A 25,355-nucleotide genomic window follows, 5' to 3' on the forward strand; every position below is an offset into this window, starting at 1 on the left:
TCGAATCCTAGAATATTGTTCATCAAATCATAGCATGGCATAAGTATGAAAACCTGTATCCTCGCTAAGCGATAACCCAATGTTCATGCGCGGGCAAAGACAATGGCTTTGTCTTCGCGGATAGGATGCAGTCCATGCGACACCAGAGGTGCACTGCAAACAGATAGCCATCGGGGCGGCCACACCGAGCACCACTATCAAGTCGTCGTGCGACACCGTAGTCACATCGAAGCAAGATAGCTTCAGAAATACCTGCATAGCAGATGTAACCGAACCACCGTGCAACATCGCAGTCGCACCACAGCGAAATATCCGCCACGCGACTCTCATTTATCGGGCTATCTCGCCGCCGTGTGACAACATCGTCGCACTCCAGCGAGTTTCTTCCCCAGGCAATCCACGAACTCCCGGCAACCCATAAACCACACCCCACCAGTCACCAACCACACCCCACACCAATCACCCCACCCCGAAATGCCATAGAGGAAAGGCATCACCGAAGAAGGAGACCAACCATGCGGGCGACACAAGCAAGATTCCTTGATCTGCTCGGGGCGGACAGAACCCAGTTCATCATCCCTGTGTATCAGCGCGAGTATTCCTGGCAGCGCCCGCAACTGGAGGACTTATGGAACGACGTGACGCTGGCGGGTGAGGATGGCATGACCCATTTCATCGGCTCGTTCCTGTATATCCCCGAAGAGGACAGCACTGCGACGAGCATCCACCGCAAGCTCCTCATCGACGGCCAGCAGCGCATGACCACGCTGTCCTTGCTCCTCGCCGCACTGCTCGATTATTTGGATGAGGATGATTCCCACGCGCAATTCCTCACGGACCTCTCCCCCAAATCCTTGCGAAAAAGCTACCTGTTCAACGATGACTACCGCGGTGAATCACGGTACAAGCTTGTTCTGTCAATGGACGACAAGGCGACCATGCATTCCTTGGTCGACGGCAGCCCCCTGCCGGAGCACCCGATCCGTCTTCTTGTGGACGCCAAATCATTCTTCTCTAAAAGAATCCGCGAAGGACAAACCTCCCCCGAGACATTGTGGAACGGCCTAAACAAGCTGGTGATCATCGACACGGAGCTCAATCCCAATGAAGACAACGCCCAACTCATCTTCGAGTCGATGAATTCCAAAGGCAAGCCCCTCACCCCAATCGACCTCGTGCGCAACTTCATTCTCCTGTCACTGCCAGCCGGCCGGCAGAAGGAGCTCTACGACCAGTATTGGAGCCATATCGAACACCTGTTCGGACAGGATGCCGAGTACGAATTCAACGCATTTCTCTGGTATTGGCTGTATTTGAAGATCCCCGAGCGCAACCCTAAGCAGGATAACGCCTACCACGATTTCAAGTACTACGTCCAAAACCATGACCTCGACCGGGAGCCGGAAACCATACTGTCCGAACTGCTCGCGTACGCGACACGATATGCACGCCTGTTCCTTGGGCAGGAGCCCGACCCCAGTCTCAAACGCAGGTTCGACCGGATCAACACTCTGGATGTCAGACCCGCACGTCCGCTGCTGATGTGCCTGTACACGCTGATGGACGAGCACAAACTCACCAAAGACGAGTTCGGCAGGATGTGCGACATGGTTGAATCCTTCCTGTTCCGCCGCATGACGGTAGGCAACTCCACGCAAGGGCTGAACAAAATGTTCGCCGGCATGTACCGCAGACTCGATGACGCCGATAATCCTCAAGAGTGTCTGACTGCACTGTTGCTCGCACCCGAGAAGGATTCCACCGGTTACTTCCCCGATGACGGCGAGTTCGCCGAGGCGCTCACAACACGCGACATTTACAACGGACTCAAGAAAGGCAAGCAGTATCTACTGGAACGCACGGAGGACTCGTACCATCCGAAGGAGCCTGTCAATACCGGCATGTACCAGATCGAGCATGTCATGCCGCAGACCATCGATGATTCCGCCCCATGGCAGACCATGCTCGGCTCGGACTGGCAAACCACTCACGACACGTTGTGCCACACACTCGGCAATCTCACACTCACCGGTTACAACCAGGAATATTCGAACAAGTCGTTCCCGGAAAAGCAGAGCCTCCAGCCTGGAGGGTACAAGTACAGTCCGCTTAGCTTGAACCGGTATATCGTCGATTGCGGCGTATGGAACACGGAAACCATCCGCCGACGTGCCGAGATGCTCGCCGATAGAGCTTGCACGATATGGCCGCGCCCCACGTTGTAAGAGAACATCATCGACCAATACCGACCAAGACCGAGAACGACATCCCGTTCCGGCAGCTGGACAATCGAAACCTCACAACCGGAACTCGCACCCGGCGGCAAATGCCGCGAGCTCTTCGAGCTGCTCCAGCAAGCGATACGAGAAGCGCAGCCCAACTGGACGCTCGGCGTGAAAAAGAACTACGTGGGCTATTACACCGATAGCGGGAAGGCACTGCACATTGTCATCAAGGCACTTCCCAGCTCCACTAGCCTCGGCATTGGCCTCAACGCAACTATGGACGACCTTGACGATCCGAACGGCTACGCGCAGGACAAGCGACCGCACGGATTCGAGGCGGGATGCCTGACACGGGTGGATCTGCGAAGCGCAGAAGATATTCCTCAGGTGATGAGGTTGATTAATCAGTGCTGATTGAAGGTTGTGCTACGACAGCAAGCAACCTGCCGTAGCACAACCGACTTCGCCCAGTTTCATCCCCTCATTCTCGACGCCTGAGGATTAGCAGGAAAACATCCCTCCTCCTCTACTCCCCAGACGCCAGCAAACACCATCACTGCCCGAACTTCTCGTCCACGAGCTCCTGCAGCGTCCCGTTCTTCGAGGCTTCCGCGGCATCCGCCTGCACAAAATGCGTGGTGGATGCCTTGAGCTGGTCATTGAACCCGAGGATGTAATTGGTTGCAATCAAATAGATGATGCGCGTCGGCGCCATGCCATACACCTGATGTTCGAAGATGTGTCTGATGCGTTCGCCGCCGTCCGGGAACAGCTGCTTCATGCGCTCGCTGCGGTACAAACGCTTTACGATCTCGGCGATGTACATGCCCGATTTCATATACAAGTCGGCGAATGTGGCGTCGGGGTTGTCGAAGCAGCCGGGATTTTCTTGCTCCAGCTCGTCGACCATCTTTTCAACCACCCACCGCGGCGTGAAGATCTGGTTAGTCTTCTGTGGCGGAATGTAGTCGAAGATGTCTTCGGTCTGGGAATCATCGAAGTAGTTGGCGAGCTGTTCCTTCTTGTTGAGGAACTCCTGGATGGCGTCGTTGAACACGGTTTCATCGAAAACGTGCCCGTCGTAGTGCTTCTTCTCTCCGGTAACTTCATCCCGGTAATCGCCACCATCACGCAGCAAACGGAATTCCTCTTCAGTAATGCCGGTCACTTCATGGAATACGTCGTCTTCGGTATAGTCATCGAAATTGCTCAGCCTGAGATCACGGTCACCGTACGCCATGACAAAGCTCGGGATGGTCCGAGTGAAGCCGCGCAGATGAGCGCGCATGATGTCTTCATCATTTTTCTTCTCATGTTCAGCCTTTATCGTCTGTGCTTGCCTACTGACGTTCTTGATTTCTTTGTCTGTAATCTCGTTGATCTGGCTGACTATGTCTTTCATCATAGTTTCAGCATCTTTGGCGAGTTTGACCGCATTATCCTTCAACATCTGCATGCGCTCGTCCGGGTCTTCGGATTGCTCGAGATTCTCCGTGTACGCCTGCCTGAGCTCCTCCTGCTTCTGGTTGAAAGCATCGCGTTGTTGCTCAACCACTGCATCGAAGGCATGGTTGACATTTTCGGCGAGTTTCTTGCTGTCGCGTGCGTTGAGGTTATGCTTCTGCACAATCGGGGCGATAACCTTCTCACGGAACTGCTCTTTGGCTTGTTTCGCCAAGAGGTTGGTATCCGTGGTCATATCCACGTGTGACAGATAACCGGTGTCGGGATCCTGGCTCTGCTCAATCGTAGGGATGGGCGGGATATCCACAGTGTCGATGACCATGATTTTCTCATCGCTGAATAGGTCTTTGACGTCTTTGTTGACATCGGCATCGTCGATGACCGGGTTCCCGTCCTTGTCCAAGGTGAAGTCCGCCGGCCGAACCTCCATGTCCTTCTTGGAATGCTTCTCTTCCTTGGCTGGTTCGAGCTTGTTGAGAATATCCGTGATTTCTTTGGGGGCTCCGAAAATGCCGGCGATGTTCTGGAACAGGAAGTTGCATAGGAAGCGACGTTTGACGACTTCCTGGCTCTTGATTTTGCGCGGAATGGACATGACCTTTTCCGCGTCGAGCTGGACCATACGACCTTCGTCGTCTTCACCAATCACCGGGAAGAAGTTCAGCAGCCGTTTCACTTGCTCAGCCCTGGAACCGGATGAGGCGGCATGGGCGCCTGTGGTCGAGTGCGAGAGGTTCTCCGCGAACTCTTCGAAGATGGTCAGGGTACGCACAGGGTCGAAGTCGAAGACGTAGGCGGTCTCCTTGCGCATTGGCTGTGGCTTGCCGTCCACCTCAGCAGTGATGGTGCACGGGTTCTGTGCCCTGAACGCCGCTTGCATGTATGATGAAGCGCTGTTCAAGTTGCACAGCATGAGTACGCCACTCCACTCGGGAACGGTCACGCCCACGGTCAGCTGTCCAACACTCAGCGTGATGGTGCGGGGATTGTTCTCAATGGCATTTTTCACCCGCTCGAGTGCGGTCGCTTCCACCTTGTCGGCATCGTCGGGGTTGACGAGCGACTCACCGTTCTCCGTGAGCGGCTGCTTGCCGTCACCGGCGGCAACCACAACCTTGTACCCTTCGAAAGCGGGCTCCTGTTCGATGAGCTTGGCAAGCGCTTTGCAGCTTGCCACGCGGTTGAGGATCCACAGCGTATGCGAGAGTTGGGCACGGAGTTCCGGAGTGGAGAACGGGTATTTCTCCAGCGTCGTCAGGTTGTGGAGAAAATCCTTGACGGCATCCTCGTGCACGAAGGTGCCGTCGCGTTTGGTTGCGAAGAACTCGTTGAGGTCGAACGTGAACTCCTCGTTCTCCCCGTCGTCGTCCACGTCGGCGCCTTCACGAATCTTGCTGGTGATCATGTCGGACATGCGATAGGTGTACATCTCCATGCGAGGCAGCACCTCGTATGGATTCGAGTTCTCACCGTCGGCGCAAGCCTGCTTCGCTTCCTGCTCGTCAACGTACGTCCAGTTGAAGATCTGGTCGTCCGAGAACCGGCCTTGGGCGAGTGCCTTGAATGGTGTGCCGGACAAGTACAGCGTGTGTTTGCGGTTGATTCTGTCGAATGCCTTTTCGGTCAGGGAGGTATCAACGCCTTCCTGCGATTCGTCGACTATCAGCAGGTCGAAGTCCAGTTCGCTGATCCACCGGAGCTTGTCCACCCCGTCATACGCGCCGAAATACTTCGAGGTTTTCAACCCTTGCAGGGACTCGAACGCGATCATGCCTTTGTAATCGGGGTCAGAGACGGAGGTGATGCTGTGGGAATTGAGAAATTCCTGGTATTCCTTGCGCGTCATGATGCCTTCATTGGCATGCGCGCTAAGCTTGGCGTGCTGGTCCAGTACTCCCTTATTGTCTGTGACGAACAGGTAGGGGTATTGCCAGCCGATGAATTTCTGGAAGTCGTTCAGCCATGAGTCGGAGATGCTGGGACGGTTGGTGACGATGAGCACGTTCTTGAATCCCATGCGATGCACCAGATCGTAGGCGGTCAATGTTTTGCCGAAACGCGGCTTGGCGTTCCAGAGGAACTCTTTGCCGCCATTGGCGAAATAGCGTTGGGTCATCTCCACTGCCGCAGCCTGCTCGTCCCGCAGCGTGTAGGTGGTGCCCGAGTTGATGTCATAGTCGCGGTGAGCGAACCGGATGAACTCGCCATGTGCGGGATCGGGCTCGATGTGGAACCACTCTGTACCCGGCGTACGCTCCACATGCTTCTGGTTCATCAAATAGCGATGGAAATCATGATCGGTGAACGTCTCAAAAGAACCATCCAAGTACATGGCCGGTTCGGACCAGCGAAGGGTAGTCGGCACATTGATTGTATGGCTCTGCTGGTTGATACGATCAGCAACAGACTGCGTGGCCGTATATCCGATCTTCGTCCAGCCATCGTGCTCGGGAACCGTAGGCGTCTGGTAGGCGTAGATCATCGGACGGATACGCTTGAAAGGGTTGATGTTCGGCGTGTTACCCATGATTACTTCATCTCCTTCACGTTCTTCTCGATGAAGTCGATTTCCTCACCGGTCAGGTTGTACTTCTTGTACAGCTGCTTGTCGATGTACGCGACGGATTGGGTCCAGTCGATGTCGGAAGCAGCGGTGAAGTCTTGGAGAGGGACGTACTTCCATTTTGCAGGGGTTATATCCTGAGTAGTTTTCAGAACGCCAAGTAAAGCGCGAACAAATCTCGTCTTGACATATGACAGGCAGTTCACGGCTTCTGCTTCATCAGCAAAATTCCCCATGCTCATAAATGTCTCTGTGGAGCCAGTGCCAGGTTGAGCAAGGATAATATCCGCCAGAGTTTCCCCGAAATCTCCAGTACCGCTAGCTTTTGGCATCAAAAGTTTCCACGCATCAAGGTTTTCCACGTGGTTGACATACTCGCGGCGGATGTATTTGATCACGCGCGTGTTCGCGGCACGTCCAACAATCTGAATATATTCTTTTCCATCATCCGGGATGGAGTCATGGAATACTTCCGGTAACAGTTCAAGGATGTTCGTAGACATGTCATACCGATGTCCAGCACTAAGTCGCTTGGCAACATCGGGGTAGTCGCTATGCAGCTTTTCGGTCAATCGGTAAGCAGTTCGAGATACCGCAATGGTGTTCAATCCCACAAAACTTGGAGAAGCCTGAATCTTGTCTACAGCGGTTTTCAATTCAGGATATGGAATAAATTGTTTGATTCTCCCAAACTTGGCTCTGGCATTATGAATAGTTACGGCTATTCCCCCCTTAATCTCGGTATTTGAGAACACCTTTTTGCTGTCAGCTTCATACCACAGTACTTTGAGATGCTCGTCGTTGAGCATCTTCTCGTTCCATGCCTTCGGCGTGCTACCCGCATTGAAGAGAAAACGCGCGGGGTGAATCATCTCTACGACGTTGCCCAACTTGTAAGAGGCGTCTAGGAACCGGTCGTAAATCGGCTTCGCATAGGTTTTGTTATCACCTTCCACCTCTTCCTGATACGGCGGATTGCCGATGATGTAATCGAATTTCATGGTTGCCTTCCCTCTCTCCGAAACCAATACCTGGCTTCGATTCGAACTCCAGTCGTACACACGGCATCTTGAGATACGTTTGGTCGCAGGGATCTCTTGTGAATCTTCGAGTCCAGCAGACTCAAAAAGGTCCATAGGGGCATCACTAGTTGTGTCAAACGGGATACGGTACCTCAGTCCGTCCATCTGCCACACGTTCCACACAATGATGTTCGCAATCTTCCGCAGCTCCCGATCGGTCGCCTCTCTATGCCACCTGTGGTCAAGGTATTCTTCGAATGTTGCGAGCAGATTGAGTCGCGCAATCAGCAGATTGTCACCTTGGAATTCATAGCCAAACGTACTACGGAATGCAACAATCACCCAGTGCATCCACTCGTCTTCATCCGCAGCGTTCTCGTCAACCACACGCAATTTGCGGTCAAGAATGCCGATACGCTTCTCCACCGGGACAGGCTCCCCCGTCGCCGCATCGTACCTATTGACAAGGAAAGGTGCCTCTCCACACGTGATTTCCAGACGTGTCGAACGCACATAGTCTTGCCAGGTCTTGCCCTCTGGGAAGGCGACCCGCTGAGTACGATGACCGGATTTATCAGTGAAAACATGTTGTGCGCCGAACCAGTCATCATCCAACGCATCAATCATCATGGCGCACACCCACATCGGCGTGAACACCTCGGCATGCGTTTTGGTTCGCTCAGATTGCTGATCCTGATGCTTCTGCGCCCTACTGCGAATAAGACCGGCATGCACACCAGTAATCAGTCCCGAAGTAATTTCGCTGTCATGCGCATATGCCGTGCCGCGTTCCGCGTACATATCGGTGCCCCACAGGATGTTCCTCTTCGACGTCTTGTCCTGCAACAACAGCCCAAGCACACGTCGTTTGTCGGCGCGCATCAAATCAGACTGAATGTCGCAAGACACGTTCATCCCCTCCTCGCAGGCTCCGGCTTCGCATCAACACACCAGATTACTCCGGGAGGGGTATTGGGCAAAATGCGTTGTTTGAACAACATGGTCGGTGCCATTCATTTTTGTGCGAATACCATTAGACAATCCGAATTTAACCACCCACTTATTATCACCGGAGAGATGGATCGTTACTTTTTCAGGTCACTCATACCATAAAATCCACACATTTATAACTTCATATTTCCATTTTTATACAACTATTATTAGCAACAATGCATTGCTGCATTCCCCACGGAATCATATACGCGTAGAATAATCATGAGAAAAGATAAAGCAAACAGTGACAGAGACTGACTCCAATGGGTTGCTCCTTTCACATCATGAGAGAAACAAGAACCAGAACGGGTATTCACCAACACTAGAGACAACATTGGTCAGATGATACAGATAGGCCGACGCAAAGCGCTATCATCTTGTTCCGTCAAGAGAGACCACCGTGTCCCCCGATGGCAACGACCATCATCACCTAGGGGAAGGCCAAGTTGAAATACTCTGAGCGCGACAGACGAGCAAGAGCAGAATCAAGGTATTCAACCAGGACTCTGACACAATGAAGGTATACCTTACTCGAACACAATGATGCCGGCAACGCAATAAAAAAGAAAACACAACATCAGGGAGCAGGAGGGCTCACGCTTCCAGCATCGTTGGAAATGATGAACACAGCTCACTCGACGTACCATGGTTCCAGCTTTACCGTCCTCATGAAACAGCCGATATAAATAATCGCATCGCTACAAGCGTGATTGTTTCCTCGCTATATAGATATGACTAAAACGAAAGTGTTCGTTTACAATCATTAATGAATCACTATCATTTATTTTCTCGTTACATATGAGCAATGGCGGACCAGTCCGCGGCAGAACACCATTTTACGATGTCGGCATGTCCGTTAATAAAGTTCGAATTCTTCTGAAGATAATATAAGAATTCCGAGTGTTTCTTTCCACTTTGCTTGCCGACTGTCGAAGCTGATGTAACCACAAAACCGATTCTAGCACGAGAAATCATCACCGAGAGAATACGGGCTTCCTCGTTTTTATCCTCTGCTTTATAATAAGGCATTGTCCCTTGTTCAAATCCTACGATGAACACCCAATCAAACTGTTGGCCCTTTCCCGCGTGCCCTGTGAGGCAATGTATCCCGCTGTCGGTCGCCAAAGCACCGCGAGTCTTTCTGACTTTGATGTTGCTCTTAATTTCAGAGATTTTGAGAGAACCATTTTGATATTGCGAATACTGGTCATTCAACCACGAAGCTGCGTCCGCAAACTCCTCAGTTGGAATCTCAAGCGCAGCGAATTGTTGCTGAATATACCGATGAATGTCCTGCGTATCATTGAATGATTTTGCTTCTATTCCATTACAGATGTCTCGCAATACTTTTGCCGCTCGTGGACTGAATGCCCCATTCCCCCAATCGGCATAATCAATTCCTTTTGACGCAAGCAATCGTTTTATGGCTCCAGACCGGAAAGCCGTTCTGGAAATAATCCCAACTCGTTGATTTGGACAATGGCGTAATATGTGCTGTGCCATACCGACCACCCAACTTGCCTCATGGTTGTCATCTTTAAAAGATGCGAAGCCCGATAACCCACCATTACCCCAATGAGAAGGGAACGCGGCGGATAAATGCTTGCCACCCGTTAGACAAGAGAGCGAGTTGACCGCATCAAGCACTGCCGGCGCGGACCGATACGATGTGCTCAAAGTGATCAGTTTGCTGCAACTCTTGGAGATCTCCTGGGATATGTAATTTGGATCCGCGCCCGCAAACGAGAAGATACTCTGAGCAATATCTCCAGCATACGTAACACTATTTCCACATAACGCTTTGACAAGCTGCAATTGTTGAGAGGTCAAATCCTGAAACTCATCTACGAGTGCAGCGAAAAAGTGATTCCGATAAACCTGCGAAACCCGTTGATCGCGAAGTATCCACAAAGCGGTTCTGAGTTGATCATCGTATGTAATAATCTTTCGTTTAAGACGTGTGTTCTCAATGCTTACCGCGAACTGTCCGATTTGTCCACTCCTTGACTTTAGTTCTTCCATGACCTCATAGTCAGATAAGTGACTCAGTTTTGCGTTTCGAAGGGCAGCACTCACCTGCGCCCTTATCTCCCTGTAACGTGTTTGCTTCTCGAGAGTTTTCGACACCCAATCGTAATCTGCAATCTCCCAAGTGTCATCGAGACCTATGACGTTTCCGTGTGCTTGGATAATTCGCGCTGCCAAGCCATGAAAATTGCATACAGTAACATGTCGTCTCAATTCTTGCGCGCTAATGTATTTTGCCAATCGCTCACGAATATTATCTCGTGCTTGATTTGTAAATGAGATGATAAGAAGTTTCCTACCATTTCCGGAGAAATCAAATCGTTCAAGTAAGCCTTTAGCTCGATATGCAAGTGCCTCAGTCTTACCGCATCCCGCCGGAGCGATGATTGCCATATTGAATGGCCGATAATCATAAATCTCTTGTTGTTCTGGAGTGACATCCGGGCTAGAAAGCATCATGAAGCACCTCCACCACGCTGGACACTTTTTTCGCAGAGGCATTATCCATAATACTGCATGCAACCATAGCACAGGAGATTTTATTTCTTTTCCCTCTGCAGAATTTCGCTAGTTCGATATTGTCAATGTTTACAACGCCATTTTTAGTATCTGAACGTCTGGGCGTACTTGAAGAAAATAATCCCTTCCCCTCTAACGCTTCGCAGAGTGTGTCAACACCGATGGCGTTCACATACTCATCTTCGAGATCAGCTCTCGATACAAAGATATGATTCGAAGCAAAACTGTCGATAGCTATATTTAGTTTTTCAGCAGTTTTTTCTTCAGCATCCTGATCAATAAGAATACTGACATGTTTGCCAAACCCGCCTGCACCAAAGATATTCCACACAAATGGCATCTCGGTGCAACTGCCCGCCTCGAGAATCTCAACACCGTCTCTCTTTAAGTTCAAACCAAGTAAATCAGCCACTCGCTCAACGATCATTCTGTCCGATTGCCCTTCAACAGCAATAATATGCTTCGCTGTCAGCAACTCAATTCTGCTACTTATCCACCAACGTGCAAGGGTTTTCTGGTCATCTTGTCCACTGAGGAACCCATTTCGTGGCTGACACGGAGATGCAGGCCCCCGCATCACTGCAATGTTATCCGGGTTGAACTCACTTGCAATGACCCCAGAATGCGTAGCGATTACTAGCTGACGTCCCGAAGATTGCAATACATTAATCAAATTTCGCTGAGCTGACGGATGCAGATGCGTCTCCGGCTCATCGATAGCAATTATCCCATTCGAGTTCACCAACCCGAATATTGCAAATGAAATCAATGACTTTGTACCATCTGACTGCTCAGTAACTTCTCGCATAACGCCAGATGTATCCTTCAACTCAAGTCTTACATCACTTAGTAGGTTTCCATCGATTGCTGCCCCTGGGATGAATCGAAGACTATCATTCGTTACTCCACCCTCTAACGTTGAATCGAGTTTCGCTGCCAAGGAGCTCAAAGCGTCGGTAAAGGCTTTTGAATCATTTATGACACTGCTCAACGCATCAATAGCCTCTTCCATCTTCGTATAATCGCCTGATGTATCGATCTTTTGCAAATAATCATCCACAATATTTCTTCTACCATGAATGAGTGAACTCGTAGAAAAGTCAGAAGAAATCACATTCCATCTGATAATTTTAGACTGCGCTGAACTTAACGCCGTACCACTAATCCCATATGGACAGAAACGTCTGATATCAAGCTCATCGTCGTTAAGACTCGCTTCCAACCTCACTGTTATGGACTTGTCTTCGACATCTACCTCATCCGGGAAAAAGGAAAGCTCGTCACTGCTGAGATCCGTAAGCTTTGCTTCTACTACAAGAGGAAGTTCTGCATCTCGAAAGTCAGATTCATTGATGCTGTAATACAACTGTTGCTTACTTTTCCCTAGGAGCATGTCGAGACATCTTATCAACGAACTCTTTCCACTTCCGTTAGGGCCTACAAGTATCAAATTATTCCGAACGTCCAACGTGCAGTCAGGCAGTCTGCTGTTGTTCTTGATCGTTATCGAAGATATCTTCACAGTCCGTCCTTCTCCTGATCCGAGAATCCCTAGTGCTTAGTGTCCACATATCCTCAGCCTTGCGCAGCCAGAAGAACATTATACGGTAGAATTCTCTAGAAGATGGCAACGTATAGTAACGCGCAACTATTCCGCTCGTACAATATCACCAAATTGATTGCACGTATGGATTGCACGATGAATCCGAACAAGATGACGCTTCTCACCGCTCGTAAACTCTGCGATGCGCTCGGTTGCTCACCATGGGACCTTCTGGAACAAGACGAGGCATCCTACGCTTGATATTGAATTCAATGCATCCAAGCGACTCAGCGCTGCTACGCCGTACTCTCTCCTAACCTGATCCCACCCCGCCCCCACCTGGCGGTAATGTTGACGGTATGAGAACATCAGCAGCCGAAATCCGCGACCATGCAGCGGCAACACTGTCACCCGAGACGCAGCAGCGCCTTGAGCAGTTTCTGACGCCCGCTCCGGTCGCCGATCAGGCTGCCAGCTTGTTCACTCCAACACGCAAGCCGGTCCGCATCCTAGATTTGGGCTCCGGGACGGGCATTCTTGCCGCGGCGGTCGCGGAGCGGTCGGCAGACGGCAGCAGTGTGGTCGCCGTCGAACAGGACGCGAATCTCGCCGCCGATTCTGAACGCACCCTGTCTCAGGTGTGCCATAACACGAAGGTCATTAACGCATCGGTATTCGAAACCCTGCTCGACCCGGTGTTCGATCGTGTCATTCTCAATCCCCCGTACAAGAAAATCAGCCCGATCCGCATTCCCACAAGCGCGGGCGATGTCAAGGTGACCAACCAGTACACCGCGTTCATGGTGTACGCAATCCAAGCCATGGCCGACGGCGGTGAATGCGTCGCCATCATCCCGCGCTCCTGGATGAACGGCGAGTATTTCAAGGATTTCCGCAAGTGGCTGCTCGACGAATGCAGCATCGACGCCATCGCCGTGTACGGTTCGCGGCAGGATCATTTCAAGGATATGGACATCCTTCAGGAAATCATGCTGCTGAAACTGACGAAGCAGGCGCAACGGCCCGACGTTCTCGTATACGCGTCCGCCTCGCCATCGCTCCCGTTGGACCGGCAGCAGGCGGAACGCGTCCCATTCAACCAGCTGATTCTTGGTCACGACCGAATCATCAGAGTGCAACGGCAGAATCCGCGGCTGGCTGGTTTCGACACGTTGAGCGAACAAGGATTATGGGTGTCTACAGGCAAACTCGTCTGGTTCCGCAACCGTGACATCCTCTCCACCCAAGACACGCCGGGATCACACCCGTTGTACTGGTCGGACAACCAAGCGGGACTACTGACACCCCACCCGGTTGAATGCAAACGTGAGCAGTGGGTCACCGCGCAAGCCGACGCTCGGAACGTGCTGCTGCCCACGGGCAGCTACTGCCTGGTCAACAGGTTCTCGTCCAAAGAGCAAGCCCGGCGAATCCACGCAAGCTATTTGCAGTCCAACACCGGATTCGTCGCCGACAACAAGCTCAACTACATTCATCAGGGCACATCGCGGCGAACCATCCCCCTGCCTGACGACATCGCACGGGGACTGACCTTATGGCTATCCACCAGCATCGTCGACGAATGGTATCGTCAAATATCAGGCAGCACCCAAGTCAATGCGACCGATCTAAGGCAACTCCCCTGCCCAAGCAGGAGCCAACTGGCGCAACTTGCCGGGAAACTGCCAATCGAGGACGACCTCGACCAAGAACGCATCGACCATGCGGCGGAAGGATTGTTTTCATGGACGACGGCAAGCTGACCGGTGAAGCTCTGCACACCCTCGAAGACCTCCAAGTCGGCCGCGACCAGCTCAACGAGCGCAGTGCCATGACGCTCTTGGCACTGCTTCAGCTGAGACCCGGCGATTCCTGGAGCCAAGCGAACAACCCGATGCTCGGCACGCGGGCAATCATGGATTGGATCCGCGACTACTATGGTGTCGACTACAAGCCGAACACGCGCGAAACCATTCGGCGGTTCACCCTCCACCAGTTCATAATCGCTGGGTTCGTCGAAGAGAACTTTGACAAACCCGACCGCCCCATCAACTCGCCGAAATGGAACTACAGAATCACGCCGGAAGCCCTGAGCATGTTCCGCCGTCACGACGACAAGAGCTATCAACGCCTCTTACGCCTGTTCCTATCAGCCCACCCGTCATACCTGTCTCTCACCGAAGAACGTAAGCACATGCCTAAAACACCGGTACTGCTGCCCTCCGGCACGGTACTTGACCTGTCTCCCAGCGGGCAATCGCTTCTTATCAAAGCGATTATCGAGGAAATGCTCCCCCGATTCGCCCCCGGATGCCAGATCGCGTACATCGACGACACCGACCACAAGCATGGGGCGATCAATCCCACATTGCTCGACAAGCTCGGCATCAGCATGCGCGCCCGAGAGAAAGCGCCGGACGTCATCGCATGGGATGGTCGACGCGGCTGGTTGTTCCTCATGGAAGCGGCAAGCACACACGGGCCGGTGGATGTAACCCGGAAAACCGAACTTCACAGTCTGTTCGCGGATCAGTGGGACAAAGTCGTGCTCGTCTCTTGCTTCCCCGACCGGAGAACCATGCAGAAGTACCTCGCACAGCTCGCATGGGAAACCGAAGCGTGGTGTGCCGACACCCCAGACCACATGATGCACTTCAACGGCTCCAGGTTCATGGGGCCGTATGGGGAAGGGTAAGTGATGTCAAACAAAACGCATGATAAGGAAGTCAGTCCTGTCTCCTAGGCTAGTGACGTCCTTTCTAGCTTCACAAGCATTCAGGCATACTCCCCCTGAACTATTCCAAGCGGCACAAGAGAAGTGAAACGTGTCTCCCATGACCCGTCTATGCCCGGTTACACCGACATGGATGGTCTCAAGCATGCGCTAGAGAACTGATGTGCCTGACGCCGGTTCCCGGCATGACACGGAACAGCATACCCAGCAGCGTTGCTTGTGGTGCTACTCACGAACTGCCCGGGCGTGTTCGGACGGTGGGCGTTTGAGTCGATTCTGCCCATCAGTCAGTCACATCGCCATCGCGATGGAAGGAGAAAGGTGGAACTTTAGCCCGATTCTGTCAATCAGCCGATATGCTCCCGGGAGAACTCGCGGATTTTGTGATCTGGCGATAATCTCCCAACGAGAATGTTGGAATTACGCGGTTTGGGAAAAGTCGAGGTTGGGAGATTATGCGCTGAAAGCCCCATCCGAGATAATCCCCCACCAAAACGTGGGACTTTACCCGCAAAGCGACCGATTCGCACTCATCTCCCACAACAGCGCCGACATACACCGACCAGTGCCAGCCTAACCCCACTACGAGCCTACATCGACGCCGCCGTCGGATCGGAGTCCAACTCCGCCCGCAGTTTGGCGATCTCCTTCTGCACACTGTCCAAGTGTTGTGCAGTACTGTAATACGGTGTGTCACGCCGCCCATGCGCCAAGTCACGATAGTGGATGATCTCCAGCTTCTCGTAATACTCAAGCGCCTTGAGCGGGCTACGCTTGACTCCCCTGCCATCGCGATAGGCGAGCGCGAGCCGGCGGTACAAGGACTCCTCATTCTCAGCGAACCACTCCTGATTGTCATCATCAGTGACCTGGTCAAGAATCTCGAGATACGCCTGTACGGCCACGGTTTCGTTGCGCGGCACACCAAACCCATTGAAGAACATGTCGGCCATCTTGTAGCGCGCTTCAGGATTCGTGGGGTCGGCGAGATATGCCACGCTGTAGCAGGTGCAGGCTTTGCCGTCATCACGCATGGTCCCGTGGGCGTACTGGTAGCAGTACCCCAGATTCAACGTCGCCCGGATACCGCCACGTTCCGCAGCCGCCTTGTAATATTCGAACGCCTTGGTGTAATCCTGCTCGCCGAGCACACCATCGTAATAATACGAACCAAGCAAGGTCATGGCATCAGTGACGCTCAGCGACAAGTCAGGCAGGTCATCGCCGGAATCAGGTGTAGTACGGATCACTTCTTCCAACGTGGAACGCACGAAACTCGCCGCCCGTTCGCCGATCATGCTTCCGGCATCCTGCATAATGCGGTGTGCGGTCGGCACGAACAGGTTCTGGACGACCGCCCACACAGGCACCCCACCCTGCTCGTTGATCTGCTGCTCGATATTCTGCAGCGTCTCCACGGTCACCGGCCCCATCTCGTCGTGGCTCAGTGACTCTTCGAAGGACATGTTCTCATCGTCATCGAAATCGTCCATGGTCTTCCCTTTCTTCCGACTGCATCATGACGCATTACACTGCTTCATGCTGCATATCTCGCGGCCCTCCGCCGCCAGCTGCCGCGTCTCTTGCGGCATCTGAAATCCTTCTCCTACTCTACGCGAAACGGCGTGACGATTCCAACTTCCATATGATTGCAAGGCGATACGCCTGAATTGGCGGCCACCGCGGCAAACTGCGATTGCCCGCGGTGGCCGTGCAAGCGGATGCCAATCGCAATCGCTATACAGACGGACGACGCTCTCCGTCCCCTATTCCAGTCGCCGACCCGCTGCCGCGATTGGTATCGCGCAAGCTCACGCCGAAAGCCGCCGGTAAAGCTCCTTGCCGAATGCCACCAACGCCTTATCGCTCCCGGCAGGACCAATCAGACACACGCCGCACGGCAGCCCTTGCGCGGTTGCGATGGGCATGTTCAAGGCGGGAAGGCCGCCGATGCCGGCAAGGGACGTCAGTCGCATGGTCTGTTTGCGTGTGCGGGACGCAGTGTCGGGGTCATCTTGTTCCGTGAGGGTCGGGGCGACAGTGGCGGCGGTCGGCATGAGCAGCACCCTGTCGCCCACCAGTGATCTGATCATCGCGCGGGATTGTTCCAACCGTTCCAATCCTTGGCGATATGCGGTCTCGTCGATCAGCGCATCGTTGCGGAAACGCTGGGCGATATCCGGGGCGATTGCGTCGAAATGCCCGCTGACCCAGCCGCCGTTGGCTTGCCACGCCTCATAGCCGCGTACCACGGAGAAGATGTCAAGAAACCCGTCAAACATGTCGGCGTCCAATGCGAGTTCATCCCACGTGTCTGGGCGGGCGCGTCCGCTCACAAGCGTCGCGTTGCGCATCAGATCGCAAGAACGCCCGAACGCTTCAGCGACATCCGCGTCCACCATCTGGCTGGGCAACACGCAGACCGCCACTTCGCCGGACAATGTCGCCGTGTCCCGGTCAGGCAGCATCGCGTGCGTCACGGCGTCCATGGTCTGTGCGTCTCGGGTCATCCAGCCGACCGTGTCGAATGATCCGGACAGCGGATGCACGCCATCACGACTGATTCTGCCGTGCGTGGTGCGTAACCCCCACAATCCTTGATATGCGGATGGAATGCGGATTGATCCCGCCGTATCCGTCCCCAAACCGATGGCCGCCTGTGTTGAGCCGACCGCGCTTGCCGGGCCGGAAGACGATCCTCCCGGTACGCGTCCCGGCGCTCTCGGGTTCGGCGGCGTACCGTAATGCGCGTTGGCACCGGCAAGGGAGTATGCGAATTCGTCCGTCTGTGCGATGCCGATCACGTCTGCTCCTGCGTCAAGCAGACGTTGGACCGCGGGAGCGGAATGCTCTTGGACAGGTGATTCAGCCAAATAGGCGGGATTGCCCGCCCCGACGCGTTGCCCGGCGACCGCGTACAAATCCTTCACTGCGACGCCCATGCCAGACAGCGGACCGGAGCGGGTAGCGGCAATGAGCGGTGTGCCGACAACGCGCCAGATGGTCGGATCAATGGCCCGCACCCCGGTTGCCATGCCTGCGGCGGCGCCATCGACTGCGTGCCGATGCGATGCCCCATGTGATGTCCGGTATGTCATGTCGTTCCTCCCGTCAATCATGCAGTTTGATGATTCGGGTCACTGAACGCGCCCGATCAGCGTCGTTCCCATCGTAAGTCCGCTTGGTCAAGGGCGTGTGACGACGCCAGGCGGCCGGGAATCCACGAAAAGCATGCGATGAACGTAGGCGGGCACAAGCGCACGGCTGCTTTCAGTTACGACAGATACGACAAGATATGACAAGAGGCTCGCAGCCGTCATTGCAACGACTGCGAGCCTCTCATCGGATAACCGAATTGTCCCGGCGATCTCCGGAGACTCCTATGGATTCTCGGCGATGCGCAAATTCGGCGTGCTCCGGCATCACTCCCATTCGATGGTTGCCGGCGGCTTGCTGGTCACGTCAAGCACCACGCGGTTGATGCCACGGCATTCGTTGGTGATGCGCGTGGAGATGGTGGCGAGCACGTCATACGGGACGCGAGACCAGTCGGCGGTCATAGCGTCCTCGGAGCTGACCGGACGCAGCACAATCGGCGAGCCATAGGTACGCTCGTCACCCTGGACGCCCACGGAATGAACATCAGCCAGAAGCACGACCGGGCACTGCCAGATATCGCGATCAAGACCGGCCTTCGACAGTTCCTCACGGGCGATGGCGTCAGCTTCACGCAGCAAATCGAGCCGTTCGCGGGTGATTTCGCCGATGATGCGGATACCAAGCCCCGGACCGGGGAACGGCTGACGCCAAACGATATCGTCCGGCAGACCAAGCTTGGTGCCGATCGCACGCACCTCATCTTTGAACAAGGTGCGCAGCGGTTCGATGAGCTTGAACTTTATGTCCTTGGGCAGACCGCCGACATTGTGGTGGCTCTTGATATTGGCCGCGCCATCACCGCCGCCGGACTCGACGACATCCGGATACAGGGTGCCCTGCACGAGATACTTCACCTCAGCGCCGTTCTTGCCGGCTTCCTCGATGACCTGACGCTGCGCCTTTTCGAACGTGCGGATGAACTTCTCACCGATGATCTTGCGCTTGCGTTCCGGTTCGGACACGCCCTTGAGCGCGGTGAGGAAATCCTCGGAAGCATCAACGGCAATAAGCTTGATGCCGGTCGCCTTGACGAAATCATGCTTGACTTGCTCAGCTTCGCCCTTGCGCAGCAGACCATGGTCCACGAACACGCAGGTCAGCTGATCCCCGATCGCCTTGTGCACGAGCGCCGCCGCCACGGCTGAATCCACGCCGCCGGACAGACCGCAGATGACCTGGGCGTCGCCGACCTCTTCGCGGATCTTCTTGACCTGATCCTCAATGATGTTCGATGCATCCCAATCGCTGTCAAGACCGGCGCACTTGTGCAGGAAGGTCTCGATAAGCTCCTGGCCACGCGGAGTGTGCTTGACTTCAGGATGCCATTGTACGCCGTACAGTTTGCGGGAGTCATCCTCCATCGCGGCGACTGGAGCGCCCTCGGTGTGGGCGAGCACCTTGAACCCTTCAGGCGCTTTCTCCACAGCCACGCCATGGCTCATCCACGTGGTCTGTTCGGCTGGGGAACCGGCGAGAATGCCTTCAGCGTCATCAATGCTGGTCTCGGTCTTGCCGTACTCGCCGAGCGCCGCCTTATCAACCGTGCCGCCAAGCTCATATGCCATAACCTGGAAGCCGTAGCAGATGCCGAGCACCGGAACACCGGCTTCGAACACCTTCTTGTCGATGCCCGGAGCTCCTGGCTCGAATACGGACGCCGGGCCGCCAGAAAGGATGATGGCCTTAGGATCCTTGGCAAGCATCTCATCGGCGGACATGGAATGGGGCACAAGCTCGGAATACACATTGGCTTCGCGCACACGACGCGCGATGAGCTGGGCGTACTGGGCGCCGAAATCGACGACGAGCACTGGACCTTTCGCCATAGGTGACTCTCCCTATCTGTATTTTCGACTGATCACAACAACATATATATTGTTGCGTGGCAAGGCGACAACGACGTGGGCGGCGCGGCTGTACACATGATCACTCGCGGCATCGCGTCGGGTTGTCACTCATCATGCGTCATTCGGCAATGTACATGCCAGCCATGCGACAATCCACTTACACGGCAACGCCCGGTTACTGTCTACAACGAACCCATCGCAACAAGCGAACACGAAAAGAACACGCCGAACGTCAACACGCCGCCATGTTTTCTAGTGAAATGAACGTGCTGAATGTTCGACGTTGGCTACATTCCTTGATATTCCGCGGGTTTTGAGATGATGTCATCTATCGTTCACCTTCACATACTCACCACCTCAATCTCACAATACATAAAATAATGGCAACAGTTCCGAACACACATGCAAAAAAACGTGCAAAAGTCGTGTGCTCCACGTACCATGAAACGCGACAGGGAGAGAAGTCCGCAGACTGCAAGGCCTGAGGTCTTCTTGCCCGAATGTAAACAACCAATCGCACGAACAGTGCAGGAGTACAGGAGTACACATGACGAATCCTGTTATTGGCACCCCTTGGAAGAAGCTCGACGCTCCGGTTTCCGAGGAAGCCCTCGAAGGTGTTGACAAGTACTGGCGCACCGCCAACTACCTGTCCATCGGCCAGATCTATCTTCGCAGCAACCCTCTGATGAAGGAGCCGTTCACCCGCGAAGACGTGAAGCATCGTCTCGTCGGTCACTGGGGCACCACCCCGGGCCTGAACTTCCTCATCGGCCACATCAACCGTCTTATCGCTGATCACCAGCAGAACACCGTGATCATCATGGGCCCGGGCCACGGCGGCCCGGCCGGCACCGCTCAGTCCTACCTGGACGGCACCTACACCGAGTACTACCCGAACATCACCAAGGACGAGGCTGGCCTGCAGAAGTTCTTCCGCCAGTTCTCTTACCCGGGCGGCATCCCGTCCCACTTCGCTCCGGAGACCCCAGGCTCCATCCACGAAGGTGGCGAGCTGGGTTACGCTCTGTCCCACGCCTACGGCGCTGTGATGAACAACCCGAGCCTGTTCGTGCCGGCCATCGTCGGCGACGGCGAAGCTGAAACCGGCCCGCTTGCTACCGGCTGGCAGTCCAACAAGCTCATCAACCCGCGCACCGACGGTATCGTGCTGCCGATCCTGCACCTCAACGGCTACAAGATCGCCAACCCGACCATCCTGTCCCGCATCTCCGATGAAGAGCTGCACGAGTTCTTCCACGGCATGGGCTATGAGCCGTACGAGTTCGTCGCCGGCTTCGACGACGAGGACCACATGTCCATCCACCGTCGCTTCGCCGACCTGTTCGAGTCCGTCTTCGACGAGATCTGCGACATCAAGGCCGCGGCTCAGACCGACGACATGACCCGTCCGTTCTACCCGATGATCATCTTCCGCACGCCGAAGGGCTGGACCTGCCCGAAGTTCATCGACGGCAAGAAGACCGAAGGCTCTTGGCGCGCTCACCAGGTGCCGCTGGCTTCCGCTCGCGATACCGAAGAGCACTTCCAGGTGCTCAAGAACTGGCTCGAGTCCTACAAGCCGGAAGAGCTGTTCGACGACAAGGGCGCTGTGCGTCCGGAAGTCACCGCCTTCATGCCGAAGGGCGAGCTGCGCATCGGCCAGAACCCGAACGCCAACGGCGGCCGTATCCGCGAAGAGCTGAACCTGCCGAAGCTCGAGGACTACGAGGTCAAGGAAGTCTCCGAGTACGGTCACGGCTGGGGCCAGCTCGAGGCCACCCGTCGTCTCGGTGTCTACTGCCGCGACATCATCAAGAACAACCCGGATTCGTTCCGTATCTTCGGACCGGACGAGACCGCTTCCAACCGTCTTGCTGCCGCTTACGAAGTGACCAACAAGCAGTGGGATGCCGGCTACCTGTCCGCTCAGGTTGATGAGCACATGGCTGTCACCGGCCAGGTCACCGAGCAGCTTTCCGAGCACCAGATGGAAGGCTTCCTCGAGGGCTACCTGCTCACCGGCCGTCACGGCATCTGGAGCTCCTACGAGTCCTTCGTGCACGTGATCGACTCCATGCTGAACCAGCACGCCAAGTGGCTGGAGGCAACGGTTCGCGAGATTCCGTGGCGTAAGCCGATCTCCTCCATGAACCTGCTGGTCTCCTCTCATGTGTGGCGTCAGGATCACAACGGCTTCTCGCATCAGGATCCGGGTGTGACCTCCGTGCTGCTGAACAAGTGCTTCAACAACGACCACGTGATTGGCATCTACTTCCCGGTTGATTCCAACATGCTGCTGGCCGTCGCTGAGAAGTGCTTCAAGTCCACCAACATGATCAACGCGATCATCGCCGGCAAGCAGCCGGCCGCCACCTGGCTGTCCCTCGACGAGGCTCGTGCAGAGCTCGAGAAGGGTGCTGCCGAGTGGAAGTGGGCTTCCAACGTCAAGTCCAACGACGAGGCCGACATCGTCCTCGCTTCCGTCGGCGACGTTCCGACCCAGGAGATCATGGCTGCTGCCGACAAGCTCAACAAGCTCGGCATCAAGTTCAAGGTCGTCAACGTGGTGGATCTGATCAAGCTCCAGTCTGCCAAGGAGAACAACGAGGCGCTCACCGACGAGGAGTTCGCTGACCTGTTCACCACCGACAAGCCGGTCCTGTTCGCTTACCACTCCTATGCCCGCGACGTGCGCGGCCTGATCTACGATCGCCCGAACCACGACAACTTCAACGTTCACGGCTACGAAGAGCAGGGCTCCACCACCACGCCGTACGACATGGTGCGCGTCAACAACATCGACCGTTACGAGCTGACTGCTGAGGCTCTGCGCATGGTTGATGCTGACAAGTACGCTGCTGAGATCGACAAGCTGGAGGCCTTCCGCGACGAAGCCTTCCAGTTCGCGGTCGACAAGGGCTACGATCATCCGGATTACACCGACTGGGTGTGGCCGGGCGTTGATACCGCCAAGCAGGGCGCCGTCACCGCTACCGCCGCAACCGCTGGCGACAACGAGTGATTGACGCGTCGCAAGACGCACAGGCATACGCCTTAAGCTCAGGAGGGGCATCGGGAACCATCCCGGTGCCCCTCCTGCCGTTGTATAACCATCATCCTTCGACGACGACCATCAACATCACTCAATACCGGCGACACAACGGCGTTCCACGACACATGGCGACCGTACAATAGAACGGAATAGTTGACGTCCAAGCCTTGCGCACGGAAGCGCAATGGCCTGATGCAAGGAGCAACATGTCGGAACGAGTGATTTATATCGCAAGTCCAGAAGGCGGCAACGGCCGCAACGTCGTGGCGTACGGAGTGCTTGACGCGCTCACCGCCGTGACACGTACAGGGGTGTTCCGCCCGATAGCATGCCGTAAAAGTCCAATCACGCAGGCCCTCGTCGAAGCGTCGAACGCCGGCCAAGGTCTTGAGGATGTCCGCGGGGTATGCCCCAAGTACGCACGCGAACATCCGCAATGCGTCCGTCCCGACATCGTTTCCGCCTATTACGACACTGTGAAAGCCAGCGACGCCGAAGCCATGGTCATCGTCGGTACAGACGCCTCGCACGTATTCAACCCGCACAGCTTCGAACTGGATGTCGACATCGCCGCAGATCTCAAATCCCCAGTGTTCCTGGCCGTCTGCACCATGCAGCGCAATGGCGAGGAAGTGCTCGCGACCGTCGAATCCTGTCGTCAGGCGATCGAGCACGGCGGTTCGGCTGTCGTCGGAATCTTCGTAACCGGATGCACACCGGAGAAAGCCGCCGACGCGCGTCAGGCTCTGGCTGGAATCGATATCCCGGTATGGACGATTCCTGCGGTCGATTTTCCGGACCCGGAGCATGAGGATGCCGCCGAACGAGCGCTCAAGACCTTCCGTGATAACGCGCCAGCCGACCAAGTCCGCGCCGCGATCGATACTCCCTTCTCCCCCGCCACCACCCCGTACGCGTTCCAAAACAAGCTTCTGCATGGCGCCAAAGAGTCAGGAGCGACCATCGTCCTGCCGGAAGGCGGCGAAGGCCGTATTCTCGAAGCCGCGGATTATCTGCTGGAACGTGACGTCGTTGATCTGCTGATTCTCGGAGAACGAGATGACATCCTCAAGCATGGTGAAGAACTCGGACTCAAGCATCTGTCCAAGGCCCGATTCCAAAGCATGGATGACGAAAGCGTCCTCAATCCGATGGTCGACAAGCTGTGCGAACTGCGCGCCAAAAAGGGCATGACCCCCGATAAGGCACGCGAACAGCTCAAGGATCCCAGCTATTTCGGCACCATGCTCGTCGTACTCGGCAAAGCCGACGGATTGGTCTCCGGATCTGTCAATTCCACGGCCAACACGGTACGGCCGGCGTTGCAAGTCATCAAGAACAAGCCAGGCAATTCCCTCGTATCAGGCGCGTTCCTCATGTGCTTCAAAACGCATGTCGCCGTGTTCGCAGATGTGGCGATCACCCCGAATCCTGATGCCCGTCAACTCGCTGAAATCGCCATCGAATCGGCTCGCACGGCGACAAGCCTTGGCATCGAGCCGAAGGTGGGCATGCTCTCGTATTCGACGCTCGGTTCAGGCAAAGGGCCTGATGTCGATCTGGTAGAGGAGGCTACCGCGCTGGTGCACGAACAGGAACCTGATCTTCCTGTGGTCGGCCCCATCCAGTTCGATGCCGCATGGGAACCTGAGGTCGCCGCGACCAAGGCTCCAGGCAATCCGGTCGCCGGGCATGTCAACGTATTCGTCTTCCCGGACTTAAGCGCAGGCAACATCGGATACAAGGCCGTTCAACGCGCGTCGGGCGCCCGGGCAATCGGTCCGGTGCTGCAAGGTCTCAACCGTCCGGTCAACGATCTGTCACGCGGCGCAACAGTCCAGGACATCATCAACACCATCGCGCTGACGGCATTGCAGACGAACGAAGATTGACGCTGAACGAAGCCAAACGACGTCAAGAAACCGAACAACGCCGAACAACGCTGATTTGGCCGGCGCGTTGAAGTGTTGCACTGTCGCACTGACCTGACAGCCTAGCCTGGCGGTAATCGCAACCTGATGCCGCTTGATTTCACCTGGCGTTCGAACGCGCACGTGATTGTGTATCGGGGCGTACGCCATGAATCCGCCGTGGATTCGGCAAGAATCCACCTCGGACAGCATGACGTACGCCCCGATTTGTAGCCGCTCACGAGTAAAGTCAACCATGGTAGCCGTGCAGAACCGCACGGATCGTACACAAC

General features: G+C 55.0%; 14 protein-coding genes. 7 read left to right on the top strand and 7 right to left on the bottom strand.

The features are described 5' to 3' along the window. Positions 1-515 precede the first annotated feature (515 nt). Both DSM100238_RS05745 and DSM100238_RS05750 read left to right on the top strand, forming a co-directional pair. Positions 516-2,225: a DUF262 domain-containing protein gene (locus tag DSM100238_RS05745; RefSeq protein ID WP_152355731.1), complete on the top strand. Its 1,710-nt coding sequence runs from the start codon at positions 516-518 to the stop codon at positions 2,223-2,225. A gap of 168 nt (positions 2,226-2,393) precedes the next feature. After that, positions 2,394-2,639, top strand: a complete 246-nt coding sequence (locus DSM100238_RS05750; protein ID WP_152355732.1) for a hypothetical protein — start codon at positions 2,394-2,396, stop codon at positions 2,637-2,639. 139 nt (positions 2,640-2,778) lie between these two features. On the opposite strand, the gene DSM100238_RS05755 is transcribed toward DSM100238_RS05750, so the two are convergent. From DSM100238_RS05755 to DSM100238_RS05770, 4 genes are all read right to left on the bottom strand, one after another. Beyond that, positions 2,779-6,216, bottom strand: coding sequence for a DEAD/DEAH box helicase family protein (locus DSM100238_RS05755; protein ID WP_152355733.1), 3,438 nt, complete (start codon positions 6,214-6,216; stop codon positions 2,779-2,781). A gap of 2 nt (positions 6,217-6,218) precedes the next feature. Continuing rightward, positions 6,219-8,189 carry an Eco57I restriction-modification methylase domain-containing protein gene (locus tag DSM100238_RS05760; RefSeq protein ID WP_205730695.1) on the bottom strand — a complete coding sequence of 657 codons (1,971 nt, stop codon included), beginning with the start codon at positions 8,187-8,189 and terminating at the stop codon, positions 6,219-6,221. A gap of 870 nt (positions 8,190-9,059) precedes the next feature. Continuing rightward, the gene (locus tag DSM100238_RS05765) at positions 9,060-10,754 is read right to left on the bottom strand and encodes a UvrD-helicase domain-containing protein (protein WP_152355734.1); all 1,695 of its coding nucleotides are present in this window, start codon (positions 10,752-10,754) and stop codon (positions 9,060-9,062) included. Beyond that, a complete protein-coding gene (locus DSM100238_RS05770) occupies positions 10,741-12,336 on the bottom strand; it encodes an ATP-dependent nuclease (RefSeq protein WP_152355735.1) in 1,596 nt (531 codons plus the stop codon). The genes DSM100238_RS05765 and DSM100238_RS05770 overlap by 14 nt, the downstream gene beginning before the upstream one ends. Positions 12,337-12,513: 177 nt before the next feature. Here DSM100238_RS05770 and DSM100238_RS09700 point away from each other — a divergent pair, with 177 nt between their 5' ends. The 3 genes from DSM100238_RS09700 (at position 12,514) to DSM100238_RS05785 (ending at position 15,052) form a co-directional block, all read left to right on the top strand. Beyond that, positions 12,514-12,618, top strand: a complete 105-nt coding sequence (locus tag DSM100238_RS09700; protein ID WP_412160368.1) for a helix-turn-helix domain-containing protein — start codon at positions 12,514-12,516, stop codon at positions 12,616-12,618. A 98-nt stretch (positions 12,619-12,716) separates the two neighbouring features. Beyond that, positions 12,717-14,120, top strand: coding sequence for a methyltransferase (locus DSM100238_RS05780; RefSeq protein WP_152355737.1), 1,404 nt, complete (start codon positions 12,717-12,719; stop codon positions 14,118-14,120). Beyond that, a complete protein-coding gene (locus DSM100238_RS05785; RefSeq protein ID WP_152355738.1) occupies positions 14,102-15,052 on the top strand; it encodes a BsuBI/PstI family type II restriction endonuclease in 951 nt (316 codons plus the stop codon). Before DSM100238_RS05780 ends, DSM100238_RS05785 begins: the two co-directional genes overlap by 19 nt. A 629-nt stretch (positions 15,053-15,681) precedes the next feature. Here the strand turns inward: DSM100238_RS05785 and DSM100238_RS05790 are convergent. From DSM100238_RS05790 to guaA, 3 genes are all read right to left on the bottom strand, one after another. Continuing rightward, positions 15,682-16,584 (bottom strand): tetratricopeptide repeat protein, encoded by a 903-nt coding sequence (locus DSM100238_RS05790; protein WP_152355739.1) that lies wholly within the window; start codon positions 16,582-16,584, stop codon positions 15,682-15,684. 318 nt (positions 16,585-16,902) lie between these two features. Further along, complete coding sequence (locus tag DSM100238_RS05795) at positions 16,903-18,189, bottom strand: amidase family protein (protein ID WP_240812375.1); 1,287 nt, start codon at positions 18,187-18,189, stop codon at positions 16,903-16,905. A 324-nt stretch (positions 18,190-18,513) separates the two neighbouring features. After that, a complete protein-coding gene (gene guaA / locus DSM100238_RS05800) occupies positions 18,514-20,076 on the bottom strand; it encodes a glutamine-hydrolyzing GMP synthase (RefSeq protein ID WP_152355740.1) in 1,563 nt (520 codons plus the stop codon). A 568-nt stretch (positions 20,077-20,644) separates the two neighbouring features. Between guaA and DSM100238_RS05805 the strand changes: the two genes are divergently transcribed. Both DSM100238_RS05805 and pta read left to right on the top strand, forming a co-directional pair. Then, positions 20,645-23,122, top strand: coding sequence for a phosphoketolase (locus DSM100238_RS05805; RefSeq protein ID WP_152355741.1), 2,478 nt, complete (start codon positions 20,645-20,647; stop codon positions 23,120-23,122). Positions 23,123-23,358: 236 nt separating this feature from the next. Continuing rightward, complete coding sequence (pta, locus tag DSM100238_RS05810; protein WP_152355742.1) at positions 23,359-25,044, top strand: phosphate acetyltransferase; 1,686 nt, start codon at positions 23,359-23,361, stop codon at positions 25,042-25,044. Positions 25,045-25,355: the final 311 nt, after the last annotated feature.

Source organism: Bifidobacterium apri (assembly GCF_009299485.1).
GTDB classification, from domain to species: domain Bacteria; phylum Actinomycetota; class Actinomycetes; order Actinomycetales; family Bifidobacteriaceae; genus Bifidobacterium; species Bifidobacterium apri.

Bases quoted from the DNA above. Each gene is read 5' to 3' on its own strand.
- DSM100238_RS05765 (WP_152355734.1), bottom strand. From the start codon at position 10,754: ATGATGCTTTCTAGCCCGGATGTCACTCCAGAACAACAAGAGATTTAT.
- guaA (WP_152355740.1), bottom strand. From the start codon at position 20,076: ATGGCGAAAGGTCCAGTGCTCGTCGTCGATTTCGGCGCCCAGTACGCC.
- DSM100238_RS05785 (WP_152355738.1), top strand. From the start codon at position 14,102: ATGGACGACGGCAAGCTGACCGGTGAAGCTCTGCACACCCTCGAAGAC.
- DSM100238_RS05760 (WP_205730695.1), bottom strand. From the start codon at position 8,189: ATGAACGTGTCTTGCGACATTCAGTCTGATTTGATGCGCGCCGACAAA.
- DSM100238_RS05790 (WP_152355739.1), bottom strand. From the start codon at position 16,584: ATGGACGATTTCGATGACGATGAGAACATGTCCTTCGAAGAGTCACTG.
- DSM100238_RS05780 (WP_152355737.1), top strand. From the start codon at position 12,717: ATGAGAACATCAGCAGCCGAAATCCGCGACCATGCAGCGGCAACACTG.
- DSM100238_RS05795 (WP_240812375.1), bottom strand. From the start codon at position 18,189: ATGACATACCGGACATCACATGGGGCATCGCATCGGCACGCAGTCGAT.
- pta (WP_152355742.1), top strand. From the start codon at position 23,359: ATGTCGGAACGAGTGATTTATATCGCAAGTCCAGAAGGCGGCAACGGC.
- DSM100238_RS05745 (WP_152355731.1), top strand. From the start codon at position 516: ATGCGGGCGACACAAGCAAGATTCCTTGATCTGCTCGGGGCGGACAGA.
- DSM100238_RS05755 (WP_152355733.1), bottom strand. From the start codon at position 6,216: ATGGGTAACACGCCGAACATCAACCCTTTCAAGCGTATCCGTCCGATG.
- DSM100238_RS05805 (WP_152355741.1), top strand. From the start codon at position 20,645: ATGACGAATCCTGTTATTGGCACCCCTTGGAAGAAGCTCGACGCTCCG.
- DSM100238_RS09700 (WP_412160368.1), top strand. From the start codon at position 12,514: ATGAATCCGAACAAGATGACGCTTCTCACCGCTCGTAAACTCTGCGAT.